General features: G+C 59.0%; 9 protein-coding genes. All 9 read left to right on the plus strand.

All coding sequences use genetic code 11. The features are described from left to right. Positions 1-1,492 precede the first annotated feature (1,492 nt). The 9 genes from ABEA58_RS06310 (at position 1,493) to ABEA58_RS06350 (ending at position 11,956) form a co-directional block, all read left to right on the plus strand. The gene (locus ABEA58_RS06310; protein ID WP_345549864.1) at positions 1,493-2,002 is read left to right on the plus strand and encodes a hypothetical protein; all 510 of its coding nucleotides are present in this window, start codon (positions 1,493-1,495) and stop codon (positions 2,000-2,002) included. Positions 2,003-2,004: 2 nt separating this feature from the next. After that, positions 2,005-4,266, plus strand: coding sequence for a tetratricopeptide repeat protein (locus ABEA58_RS06315; RefSeq protein WP_345549865.1), 2,262 nt, complete (start codon positions 2,005-2,007; stop codon positions 4,264-4,266). Positions 4,267-4,274: 8 nt separating this feature from the next. Next, positions 4,275-7,535, plus strand: a complete 3,261-nt coding sequence (locus tag ABEA58_RS06320; protein ID WP_345549866.1) for a tetratricopeptide repeat protein — start codon at positions 4,275-4,277, stop codon at positions 7,533-7,535. Positions 7,536-7,611: 76 nt separating this feature from the next. Next, a complete protein-coding gene (locus ABEA58_RS06325; protein WP_345549867.1) occupies positions 7,612-8,208 on the plus strand; it encodes a tetratricopeptide repeat protein in 597 nt (198 codons plus the stop codon). Beyond that, positions 8,205-8,543 (plus strand): hypothetical protein, encoded by a 339-nt coding sequence (locus ABEA58_RS06330; protein ID WP_345549868.1) that lies wholly within the window; start codon positions 8,205-8,207, stop codon positions 8,541-8,543. Before ABEA58_RS06325 ends, ABEA58_RS06330 begins: the two co-directional genes overlap by 4 nt. A gap of 106 nt (positions 8,544-8,649) precedes the next feature. Next, positions 8,650-9,438 (plus strand): MotA/TolQ/ExbB proton channel family protein, encoded by a 789-nt coding sequence (locus ABEA58_RS06335; protein ID WP_345549870.1) that lies wholly within the window; start codon positions 8,650-8,652, stop codon positions 9,436-9,438. Next, positions 9,438-10,037: an ExbD/TolR family protein gene (locus ABEA58_RS06340; RefSeq protein ID WP_345550031.1), complete on the plus strand. Its 600-nt coding sequence runs from the start codon at positions 9,438-9,440 to the stop codon at positions 10,035-10,037. The genes ABEA58_RS06335 and ABEA58_RS06340 overlap by 1 nt, the downstream gene beginning before the upstream one ends. Continuing rightward, positions 10,034-10,567 carry an ExbD/TolR family protein gene (locus ABEA58_RS06345; RefSeq protein WP_345549871.1) on the plus strand — a complete coding sequence of 178 codons (534 nt, stop codon included), beginning with the start codon at positions 10,034-10,036 and terminating at the stop codon, positions 10,565-10,567. Before ABEA58_RS06340 ends, ABEA58_RS06345 begins: the two co-directional genes overlap by 4 nt. Positions 10,568-10,576: 9 nt before the next feature. Then, complete coding sequence (locus tag ABEA58_RS06350; RefSeq protein WP_345549872.1) at positions 10,577-11,956, plus strand: AgmX/PglI C-terminal domain-containing protein; 1,380 nt, start codon at positions 10,577-10,579, stop codon at positions 11,954-11,956. The last annotated feature ends 309 nt before the right edge of the window (positions 11,957-12,265 follow it).

Consider the following 12,265-nt stretch of genomic DNA (forward strand, 5'->3'; position numbering starts at 1 on the left):
ACCCACACCCACACCCACACCCACACCCACACCCACACCCACACCCACACCCACACCCACACCCATACCCACACCCATACCCTTAAAAGAGTATGGTTTGATGGGAATGGGATGCTGTTTAATCTGCAGCCCATTTTTAGTTTGTTTTTAAGCTTTGCCCGTGTCGCCTGAAGTTAAGCCGGCAAGCTCCCAAAAGCTTAGGGCCTGCAAATATACCCGCTGCTCAGTAGCCGTGTGGCTCGCGCTTAGGAGGCCTGGTTTCCGGCAGTGAATAGGGAATCGGTAATTCCTTCTCCTAAGCTGTCTCGCTGGCGCAATCCCTCAGCAAGACAGCACATCTTTGCGGCTCATGATCTTATCCTGCGTCCGTGCGAATTCGTGCCCCGCCAGCTCAACCTAAATCTGTCCGCTTGCTGTCAGGGCGCGTTTTCCGCACATTTCGAGAGCGGAACTATCGCGCATTGGGGGCTGGTGAGTGATCGGGTTGTAAAGGCGGTCCGAGTGTACTCAGGGATTCGCTTATCGCGTTTTGTTGTATTGGGTTATTCAAAATCTGAAGGGTGCAAAGGGATATCGCTAGGGACGCTGGCAATATCAGGAAAATGTAGGGTGGAGCCCGCATTTGCATGGGGTGATGGCATTGCCTGTGCATGGGGGGCGGAACTTGTGCAAGGGCTGGAAAGTGAGTTCACCCGGGAGGCGGCCGCCGAATACCCCGAACGTGCAGCGTGTACGCGGTTATGATGAGTCCGATATGCAGGAAAGAAGGCGTAAACAGGAGCATCCAGTAGATCACGGCTGGTTGCCTTGAGTTTTCACTCTCCTAATGACCCGCGTGGTCAAAATTCAAACAGCCTGGATCTCAAGAGATTGGCGGCAAGCCCTTGGGGTCAGCTCCGGGAGGCTGGCTGCAGGTCTGACTCTGGGGCAGGATCTTAGCCTTACTCTGAGTCTTACTCTGAGCCTCACAACAGTGAAGCTGCCACTGCGGGCTGACACTCTGGGGGTATCTGAAGACATCCGGAAGAGGGGGCGAGCACCTGGGATGCTCTGAGAGGCCCTGTGGGTCCCTCTCAGTCTCTCTCAGCCCGCGCGGGCTTGTACCGCAACAAAGCTGCACATGCCTGAAGCAACCCGGAAAGCCCCGCACTGCGGGGCTTTCGCGTTTGTGTGCGGCGCGTTTAGCCGGCTCTGCCCCGATAGGCCTGGCATTGCGATCGAGCCCCTGCCGGCCTCTGTTTGGCAGCTCTTAGGCTCCATCCCTCTCTCTCCAGCCTTTGTGACCATCTTCAGCCGCTGGGGTGGCTCACCATTCATCTATCAGGTAATGTGACGCTTGAATCCTTGAGATATGACCTGCCTCACAACTGGCGCGAAAAGGATTGAAATACAATCTGCTTACGAAGAATCCCTTTGTAAGAGCTTGTTCCCCTGCAGTGGTATCCATTGAGGCCATAGCTTGCATGCAAGAAGTAGGGTCAGAGGTATAAAAATGTTACGAGTTCTCAAGTTCGCGCTTTTAATGCTGTGGACGTCGTTCGCCTTTGCGCAGTCGGTTAGTCGCGATGAAATCCGGGGCCTGGATGATCAGATTCAGGACGCCAAGGAGGATGTCATCGAGCTGACCGCGGAGCTCGCCCGGCTTGAGGAAAAACTGCTTTTCCCCTCGAATACGCAGGCCGCGTTCTTTGTTTCCATCCCCAAAGCCAGCAACTTTGATCTGGAGTCGGTGGAGCTGAAGCTCAACAACGAGGTTGTTGCGCATCATTTGTACACCTACCGTGAGATCGAGGCCCTGCGCAAGGGTGGCGTACAAAAAATATACGTGGCCAACGTGCAGTCTGGAAGTCACCCGCTGCAGGTCAGCTTCCTCGGTAAGTCAGCAGGCGGCCAGGCGCTTAGCGCCACTGCCAGCCATACCGTAGAAAAGCGGGTGGGTCCCAAGTTTGTCGAGATCACTATTGCGGGAGAGCAGTCAGCCATCAGTTTCAAGGACTGGTAACCATGGCTGCCAGACCCGCCCCCGCCCCGACGCTGCGGAAAAGCACCGCCGGACTCCTCGCAAGGCCTTTAGCGGCACTTATCCTGCCCGCACTGATGCTGGGTTCTGCCGCTGTGGCCAAGGACTCCGGCGCAGAGGCGTTGGAGGATCTTTTTTTTGGTGCCGCCCTGTTTGAAGCGCATCAGGAGCGCTACTTCGATGCCATCGTCAGTCTGGATACCGAGCTGGACCAGTACCGGCAGCTCGATGAGCCGGCGCTCGACCCTTTCACTACCCATTTGGGGCAGGCGCAGTTTTCCGTTGGCGACCTGGAACTCTCGTACAGAATGCACCGGGAGGCTGGCCGGGCCATTGCGGCGGTACTGAAGGGGGATGTGTCGCAAACGGTAAAAAATGAAGCGGCCTACCGTCTCGCCAGAATCCACTACCACAAGCAGCAGCCACGCAATGCCCTGCATGCCCTGGAGATGATCGAGGGCCGGGTCCCTGAGCGGGTGGCCTCGGAAGAGCGCTTCCTGCGTGCGCGGGTATTGATGGAGCTTGGGCGTTTTGAGGAGGCGGTGGCACTGCTGCGGGATCTGAAAGGCGAGTCTCGCCTGCAGGGCTTTGTCGAGTACAACCTGGGTATCGCGCTACTGAAGTCGGGGGATGTCCAGGGTGGTGTGATCGAGCTGACCGCGCTTGGCCGTGAGCGCAGCTCCGACCCCGCGCAGAAGGCGCTGTACGACAAGGCCAACCTGCTGCTCGGTTCCTACCTGATGGATGCCGGAGAGCCAGAGCGGGCGCGGCCCTATTTTGACCGGGTGCACCTAGAGGGCCCGTTCTCCAATCGCGCACTCCTCGGTGCCGGCTGGGCCGAAGCGCAGGCTGGTCGCTATGACCGGGCGCTGGTGCCCTGGAAACTGTTGCAGTCTCGTCAGCCCACCAATGAATCGGTGCAGGAGTCGCTGCTGGCGGTGCCCTATGCGTACAGCAAGCTGGACGTGCACAGTACCGCTGCGGTGAATTACGGCTTTGCCCTGGATAAATTCGGCAGTGAGATCGACACCCTGACGAAGTCCATCGTCAGTGTTCGCGAGGGCAGGTTTCTCGAAGCCTTGCGTCGTAAAGAGGCGGAGCAGGTGAAAAACTGGGTGGTGATGCTGCGGGATATTCCCGGTGCCCCAGAAACCCATTACCTGCTCGACCTGATGGCTTCTAACGATTATCAGGAATTCCTGCGCAATTATCGCGACCTGAATGATCTGCAGGAACGCAATGAAAGCTGGCTGGATAGCCTGAATGCCTACGAGAACCTGATTGCACTGCGCCGCGATTACTATGAGCCCCTGCTGCCGGGGCTTGACCAGAAGTTTCGTGCGCTCGATGCCAGAATCCAGATGCGCATCGAAGAGCGGGACAAGTTTGCGGCCCGCATCGAACAGATGCTGATCACCCGTCGGCCAGAATATCTCGGCCGTGCCAGTGAGCTGCAGATGCTGGCCAGCCTGCGGCAATTGCGCGAGCGCACCCGCAATCAGGTGGTGGGGGAGGAGTCCCTTCGGCGTCTTGAGCGTTTGCAGGGCGTGCTGCGATTCCGGCTCGCCACCGAGTACGATGCGCGCTTGACCGAGGCCTACAAGCGCCTGCAGCAGCTGAATAGTGAGATCGACAAGCTGCAGAAGGGTTACCACTCCTATGTTCGCAGTCGCCAGGCGGCGACGCACAGTTACAGCGGTTACGACGACACTATCCGCAACCTGCGTGCACGCCTTAAGCAGAGCCAGAGCCGGCTTGCGATGCTGATGGCGCGCCAGGGCAAAATGCTGGAAGTCCTTGCCATTGAAGAACTGGAGCGCCGCCGCGCGCAGCTGGAGAATTACCAGATAAAAGCCCGTTTTGCCCTGGCAGACAGCTATGACCGCGCCAATGAGCTGCAGGAGCAGCGGCGGGATCAGCGCAAGGTGGAGTCATTGCAAAGAGCCGCCGAGATGGTGGATGAAGGTGCGGCGAAATCCGTAGAAACGCTTCCCAGGGAGGCTGGCGAAGCGCTGCCACTGGAGAACCCGCCGGAACTGGATGCGCCAGCGGAGAATTCGCCCGCGCAGGAGCGCGTGGAGGCTCGGGAAAGCGCGGCGGCGAAGGAAGATGCGGCGGGCGAGCGGAGTGCGCGAGTTCAGGAGAGCGCGCCAGCCGCGGAGCGTGAATTAGTCGAGCAGAGTACGCCAGCCGAGGAGAGTGAGCCAGCCGAGGAGAGCGCGCCAGCCGGGGAGAGAGAACCGTGAGGCCGGTTGTGATCAGTCCGTTAACCGCCGCCATCCGTGCCACGGCTCAGGGCTCCAGTCGCATTCTGGCATTGGCTGCACTGGGATTGCTGGTGCAGGGGTGTGCGGTTATTGATCGCGACAGCACCATCGGCAGTCTGCAGCGCGTCGAGATTAAAGTCGAAGAAGAATTCATCGACGGCAGCCTGGAAAAGGCGCTGGCCAGTTACCAGCAATATCTGCAGGAAACCCCGGAAAGCGCCCTGACTCCCGAGGCCATGCGGCGTATCGCCGATCTCAAAATCAAGCAGGCACACCGTGCCGAAGCGGGTCTGGCGGGTGGCGCGGTGGCTGCACAGCCGCCGGCGGGCGCCGGCAGTGACCGGCCACTGGAAACCCCAGAGCCGGTTGCCATTGCAAAGGCCCGGCAGGGCGAGTCCGCCCGCCTTGCCGCGCCTGTGAGCGCCGCTGCAGCGGTTACCCCCTCCACTCCGCCTGTTCGCTCTACGCAAAGCGCGGCTGGCGCAGCGGTTGCCGCAGCCGTTATGGCGGAATCCGATGGCGATTTTGAGCGCCGCGCCAGCAGCGCGGTGGAAATAGAAGCGGACACGGCCCCGGTGCAGGCGCCGGGGGATTCCGAGGCCCTGCTTGCGGCCAATGCCCGCGAGGCGATTCAGCTGTATCAGAACCTGCTGGCCAAATATCCCCTTTACGATCGCAACGATCAGGTGATGTATCAGTTGTCCCGCGCTTATGAGGAGACGGGGCAGATGGACGAAGCGGTGTCGGTGCTGCGCCAGATGGTTTCCCGCTATCCCGCTTCCCGTCATCTGGACGAGGCCTTCTTCCGCCTGGGTGAGTATTACTTTACCCGTAAAAAATACCTGGATGCGGAGGAGGCCTACGGCAAGGTGATCGATATGGGGCCGGCCTCCAGTTTCCACGAGCTGGCCCTGTACAAGCGCGGCTGGGCGCTGTTCAAGCAGGATATGTATGAGCTGGCGCTGGATGACTATATCGCCATGCTGGACTTCAAACTGTCCGACGGTTACGACCTGAGCCAGCAGACCAACAAGGTGGAAAAAAAGCACGTGGACGATACCTTCCGCGTGATCAGTCTCAGTTTCTCCTACCTGGGTGGTGCCGAAGCCGTTGTCGACTATTTCACTCGCAAGGGCTCGCGGGGATATGAGTCGCACCTATACCGCCACCTCGGCGAGTACTACCTGGACAAGCGCCGCTATCAGGACGCCGCCAAAGCCTATAACACCTTCGTGGAGCGCAACCCCCTGCATCGTGAGTCTGCGGATTTCTCCATGCGGGTTATCGAAATCTACAAGAAAGGGGGCTTCCCGCGTCTGGTGCTGGACGCGAAAAAGGCATTTGCCACCACCTACGCCCTCAAGGCGGAATACTGGAATGTTTTCGATATCAACGAATACGGGGAGGTGGTGGAATTCCTGCAGGCGAACCTGATCGATCTGGCCAGCCACTATCACGCCGCCTACCAAAACAAGCGCTTCAAGGACAAGAAGCCGGAAAATTATCAGGAGGCGATTCGCTGGTACCGGGCCTGCCTGGAGTCCTTCTCGGATCAACTGCGGGCGCCGGAAATCAATTACCAGTTCGCCGGTCTGATGCTGGAAAACCGGGATTATCTGGGGGCGGGTAAAGAATACGAGCGCACCGCCTACGAATACTCCCAGCACAAAAACTCCAGTGAGGCCGGCTATGCGGCGGTCTATGCCTACCGCGAGCACCTTGGCAGCACACTAAAGGTTGCCACCGCTGCCGAGCGCGCGCCCCTGCAGCGGGAAATTATCCGCTCTTCACTGCGCTTCGCGGAAACCTTCCCGCAGCATGACAAGGCGCCCCAGGTGATGGTGGGAGCGGTTGAGGATCTCTACTTATTGCGGGATTACGAGCAGGCCATCGCCAATGGACGATTGTTGCTGCAGCGTTTCCCGCAGGCGGAGCGTGAGATTCGCCGCTCCGCCTGGATTCTGGTTGCCCACGGCTCCTTCGATACCAGTGCCTATCCACAGGCCGAGCAGGCCTACGGGCAGGCTCTGGCAATCACCCAGCCGGACGCGAAGGATCGCCCGGCACTGGTGGAAAACCTGGCCGCTTCGGTTTACCAGCAGGGTGACCTGGCCCGCAAGGCGGAAAATTATCAGCAGGCGGCCGACCACTTCCTGCGTATACGCGATCTCGCACCGGGAGCCTCGATCCTGGCCACGGCCGAATACGATGCGGCGGCAGCCCTGATTGTGCTGCAAGACTGGACCCGCGCGGCGTCGGTGTTGAATGATTTCCGCCAGCACTTCCCCGAGCACGAACTGATCCGTGAGGTTACCAAAAAGCTTGCGGTTGTTTATCAGGAGAGCGGCGAGCTGCTGCTGGCCGCCGCTGAGTTCGAGCGCATTGAACGCGAATCCGATGACGACGCTGTGCGCCGCGAGGCGCTGATACAGGCGGCGGATCTCTATAAAGCCGGGGAACGCGGCGACAAGGCGCTGCTGGTTTTAGAGCGCTATGTGAAACTGTTCCCGGCCCCGCTCGAGCCGGCGCTGGAGACCCGTCAGCGCATTGCGGATTTGCACAAAGAGGCCGGGGCGCAACCCCAGTACATCGCGCAGCTGGAGCGCATTGTTCGCCTCGAAGGGCGGGGCGGTGCGAGCAGAAGTGACCGCACCCGCTACCTGGCCGGTAATGCGGCGCTGGTGCTGGCGGAACCCAAATTTGAGTCATTTACCTCTGTTGCGCTGGTCGCGCCGATCGAGCGCAATCTCAACCTCAAGCGCCAGCGCATGAAGGCCGCCATCGATGTGTATAGCGGCCTGATCGATTATCAGGTGGCCGATGTCACTGCGGCAGCAACCTTCTACCTGGCCGAGATTTATCTCAACTTCAGCCGTTCGCTAAGGGATTCCGAGCGGCCTGACGATCTCTCGCCGCTGGAGCTGGAGGAGTATGAACTGGCGCTGGAGGAACAGATATACCCGTTTGAGGAGCGGGCCATTTCTGTGCATGAGAAGAATATCGAATTGCTGGCTATGGGAATTTATAACCGCTGGGTAGAGGATAGTATCGGCAAGCTCGCCGGCCTGGTTCCGGCGCGCTACGCCCGGGCTGAAGAGGTAGGGGAATATATGCCCTCCATCGTGCCGCGGGCTGGACGAGTGGGCGCAGGAGCGGAAGAGAAAGCGGGCTCGGAAGCAGAAATGCAGCCGGAAAAGGCCGGGAGCGCGTTCGAGGCGGCCGCAAGTAGTGCGGCTGAAAACAGTTAAGCGCGATAAAATGAACGCGCATGGTGCTTAAAGAAAAATATTTCCAATAAAAATATTTTTAATAAAAAGGTTTTTCATGGCTTCCGTTCCCGGTCCTTTGTTGCGATTGCTCTCGCTCACCCTGATCGCCACACTGATGGCCGCCTGTTCCGGCACACCCAAGCGCGCCGGTGGGCAGCTGCTGGACCCGTCCAGTGTGCGGGTATCCGGCGCGGTGGAGCGCGACTTTGACCGGGCACTGCAGCTGTTACGGGGTGATCGTTACCCGGAGGCGATCGCGTTGCTGGAAGACGTTGTGCAGCGCGAACAGCGCCTGCCGGCACCCTATATCAATCTCGGTATTGCACACTATCGGTCGGGTAACGATGGGCAGGCCGAGGAATCTCTGCGCAAGGCGCTCGCGGTGTTTCCGAATCACCCGGTGGCGGCAAACGAGCTGGCGGTACTACTGCGCCGGCAGGGGCGCTTTGAGGAAGCCCGGGGGCTGTTCGCCAGCGCACAGCGGCAGCATCCGGATTACGCACCGCTGGTGAAAAATTTTGGGATATTGTGTGATCTCTATCTGCAAGACGCACAGTGTGCTCTGGCACAATTCGAGCGTTATTTACAGCTGGACCCGGAAGATAAAGATGTGGAGATCTGGGTGGCGGGATTGAAGCGGAGGGTTCAATGAGCAAATTGTGCAAATCATACCGATACAGGGCGGCCTCTCTGCTGCTCAGCTTCACTGTGCTTGTGTCGCCGCTGGTGGTTCTGGCGCAGGAGAGCGGCAATGGAGAAAAGGAACAGAAAAAAATCGACACCGAGGTCAAGTCCCTCTCCGGAATTTCGATTATCGGCAACAAGGAAGCCCCGAAGTCGCTGTATATCGTTCCCTGGAAAAGTTCCGAGGTTGGCGTGGAGAGCGAGTTGGTCTCCAGCTTGATGGATGACAAGTTGCAGCCGCTGGATAAAGAAGTGTTTTCCCGCGAGCTGGAATTTTACCGCTTAAGTCTTTCTGAAGACTGATTCGTTTCCGTAGTGGGCAAGAAATTTTCTGTGTAAAAGACAAAGCTAAAGACAAAAGAATTTTAATTGACGCGCAGTTACTGCAGTTTTTCTAAGAGGGTTTGTAATGGGTTTCTTTAACAGCGTTATCGCTTTCTTCCAGACTGGCGGTACATTCATGTACCCCATTCTCGTGGTGTTCGCCCTGGGGGGCGCGGTGGCCATCGAGCGTTATATCCGCCTGGTATACGAGCGCAACACCAACCGCGCCATGTGGGATAAGTTGCAGCCAATCCTGAACTCCGGTGACTTCGACCGCGCCCGTAATCTGGTCAAGCAGGACAACTCCGGGGTCAGCAAGCTGCTGGCTATGGGGCTGGCCCGCCAGGGTGCCGTGCGCCGCCGCGAAGATATCGAGATCGCGATGGAAGAGAGCATGATGGAAATTATTCCACAGCTCGAAAAGCGCACACCCTATGTTGCCCTTTTCTCCAACATCTCCACGCTGCTGGGTCTGCTGGGTACCATCATGGGTTTGATTGAGGCATTTACCGCTGTGGCGAACGCCAACCCGGCGGAAAAGGCCGATCTGCTGTCCGCCAGTATCTCGGTGGCCATGAACACCACCGCATTCGGTTTGATGGTGGGGATCCCGCTGCTGATTATTCACGCGCTGCTCACCAGCCTCACCGGCGAAATTGTCGACAGTCTGGAAATGGTTTCTGTGAAGGCGCTGAACATTATTTCCCTGTCCTCCCGCCGTCGCCACGAAGTTGAGGCGGAAGAGCAGCCTGTGCTGGCCGGGGAGGGGGACTTCGATGCGGCAGCAGATGGCGATCCGGAAGCCTTGCCAGCCCAAGGCGCCAGCCTGTCCGCTGAGGAGATCGACGGCGAGCCAGTACCGGAAAAAGCGTGATGAGAAGGCGTCGCCACGCAAAAAGTAAAGAGGCTCCGGAGCTCGACATTACCGCCTTCCTGAACCTGATGGTGGTGCTGGTGCCGTTCCTGCTGGTCTCGGCGGTATTTTCGCGGGTCACCATTTTGGAGCTGAACATGCCCTCCGGCGCCGGAGGCGGTGCACCGGATGAACCCAAGGTGACGGTGGAGGTTGTGGTTCGCAAGGACACGCTGGAAATCAGCGACGGGGAAAAAGTGATTGCGCGTTTCCCCAACCCGCAGCCGGACGAATCACGGCCTGCAGAGGCGGCAGTAACCGCAGCGGCGGATGGTGCAGATGGTGCCAATGGAGAAGTGCCCAGCGACCTGCGTGCCACCGAGAAAGTCTACGACTTGAAGAAGTTGAGACAGTTTCTTCTCGAGGTGAAAGCCAGCTACCCGGACAAGACCGACGCCATGATCCTGATGGAGCCGGATGTGCCCTACGCGCACCTGGTTGGCATTATGGATGCCGTTCGCAGTGCGGAGGTGCGCCCGGAAAATGCCGATCCGGCAGATTTAGAGGCCGTTGAGAAAGTCGTGTTGTTTCCGGATCTTTCCCTGGGAGATGCGCCGTGAAAAGAGAAAGTCGACGCATGAAGCGCATGGCCCGCAGCCGTCGCCGCAAGACGCCGGGCATGAACCTGACCTCGCTGATGGATGTCTTCACCATCCTGGTGTTCTTCCTGCTGACCAATACGTCCAGCAACGAGGCATTGGACCCGCCCAAGGTGATTACGTTGCCGGATTCGGTGGTGGAGACCAAGCCCCGTGAAACGGTGACGCTGATGGTGACCGCTGACGAGATTCTCGTTGAAGCCAAGCCGGTGATCGCCACCAGTGAAGTGGCGAGTAGCGGGGAGAATGTGATCGCGGCGATCAAGGAGGCCATGCAGGCGGAAATGGACAAGGCGATTATGGTCGCGCGCAGCGGTGACCAGGCTGAGTCCGCCGACGGAGCCGCAGATTCCGCTCTGCCGCCCGAGGTCAATATTCTCGCCGACCGCACCATTCCTTTCAGCTTGCTGAAGAAGGTCATGTCGAGCTGCACCGATGCCGGTTATACCAAGGTTTCGCTGGCGGTTATTCAGAAAGCATCCCAGGGTTAGTAGAAGTCTGTGACGAATTTTCAGCAACAACAGCACGCCGTTAAGGATGCGCTGGAGACTGTCCGCCGCCGCATCGCCCTGCTTAAGGAAGAACAGGCGCAGATCGACGCAAAGCTGGCGACTCTGAATGCCGAGCGGGCCAAGTACGACCTGCTCGGCGAAATCTCCACGCGCCTGGAACAACTGGAGGAGTTGCACGGTGGCGAACTCTTCTGGGGCGATGAATATAGCTCCGCGCAGACCGAGCGCACCATCGAGCGGATTCATCGCGCGGTCAGTGCCCGCGAGACCAGTTTCGAACTGCTGCATAACCAGCGCCGCCGGGTGCATGGGCAGATCGAGGTTTGCGAAGATGAGGTGCTCGCTCTGGACGAGCGCGCCGATATGCTGCGCCGCGAGGCGGAAGAGTCCCGCTACGAATTTGAGATTACCCGCGAGCTGGAGCTGAACGACGGGCGCCCGGTGGTTATGCCCTGGCACAAGAGTGGCGAGGATGAGCGTCGTTTCCGTCTGTGCCTGCTGGCTTCGCTGTTCCTGGCGGTGATGCTCGGTTATCTGGTGCCGCTGTGGAAAATACCGGCCCCGGAAACCGAGGTGGTGGAAATCCCTGAGCGGCTGGCGAAGCTGGTGCTGGAAAAGAAAGCTAAGCCCAAGCCGCCGCCGGAGCCGGAACAGAAGCAGCCGGAGCAGAAAAAGGAGGAGAAAAAGTCGCAGCCCAAGGAGCAGGTGGCGCAGAGGGAACCGCCGCCCACCAAGGCGGAGAAACAGGCTGCCCGTAAGAAAGCCGAGCGTTCCGGGGTGCTGGCGTTCAAGGATAACTTCCAGGACCTGATCGAGGACGACCTCGATAACCGTCTCGGCCAGCGCACTCAGCTGAGCACCGCAGGCAAGAAGGAAAATCGCAGTCAGCGCTCACTCATCACCGCTGCGGCCAAAGCGGGCAGTGGCGGTATCAATACGGCGAGCCTGAGCCGCAATGTGGGCGGTACGGGTAGCGAGCTGTCCGGCGTGGCTTTCTCCAGGGTTGAGAGCTCCATCGGCAGCGAGGGAGATTTCGCCGGCGAAGATCGTCCGCTCAGCGAGGGCGTTGGACCGTCCCGAACCGATGAAGAGATCCAGATCGTCTTCGACCGTTACAAGGCCGCGCTTTACCGCATCTACAACCGCGAGCTGCGCAACAACCCGGCTTTGCAGGGGCGTATGGTGCTGAAAATCACCATCGAGCCGGATGGGTCTGTTTCGCTGGCCCAGGTGGACTCCTCCGATATGGATTCTCCCGCCCTTAATAGCAAGATCGTCGCCCGCGTGAAGCGGTTCAACTTTGGACCCAAGGCCGGCGTGCCGACCATCACCATTCTTTATCCCATTGACTTCCTGCCGGCGGGCTAAGCCGCCGGCAGTGGCACCTGAGTCTTGCCAGCACGCGCGCCAATCCAATGTTGTCGCAACATCGGGGGTCATGCTGGCGGGAGTTTTTTTGCCGAAGTGCGCCGGGCTCAGGGTCCGCTCGCTCTATTGAGAAGTTACCTGAAGTTTGCATGAGAACTGCTTGGCAATCTGGAGAAAAATCTCTCTGGTGCGGGGTGTTTATTTGCCGATTGGCGGCTCGATTTTTCTCTTATTGTTAAAATACGCGCCAGCAGAAGTGGCTGCCGGGTTTGCATCGGGTGTGATACTGTGCCAGATGCCGGGGTCTTG

Source organism: Microbulbifer aestuariivivens (assembly GCF_039545115.1).
Classification (GTDB): domain Bacteria; phylum Pseudomonadota; class Gammaproteobacteria; order Pseudomonadales; family Cellvibrionaceae; genus Microbulbifer; species Microbulbifer aestuariivivens.

Coding starts and splice junctions, on each gene's coding strand:
- ABEA58_RS06340 (WP_345550031.1), top strand. CDS start 9,438: ATGAGAAGGCGTCGCCACGCAAAAAGTAAAGAGGCTCCGGAGCTCGAC.
- ABEA58_RS06335 (WP_345549870.1), top strand. CDS start 8,650: ATGGGTTTCTTTAACAGCGTTATCGCTTTCTTCCAGACTGGCGGTACA.
- ABEA58_RS06310 (WP_345549864.1), top strand. CDS start 1,493: ATGTTACGAGTTCTCAAGTTCGCGCTTTTAATGCTGTGGACGTCGTTC.
- ABEA58_RS06325 (WP_345549867.1), top strand. CDS start 7,612: ATGGCTTCCGTTCCCGGTCCTTTGTTGCGATTGCTCTCGCTCACCCTG.
- ABEA58_RS06330 (WP_345549868.1), top strand. CDS start 8,205: ATGAGCAAATTGTGCAAATCATACCGATACAGGGCGGCCTCTCTGCTG.
- ABEA58_RS06315 (WP_345549865.1), top strand. CDS start 2,005: ATGGCTGCCAGACCCGCCCCCGCCCCGACGCTGCGGAAAAGCACCGCC.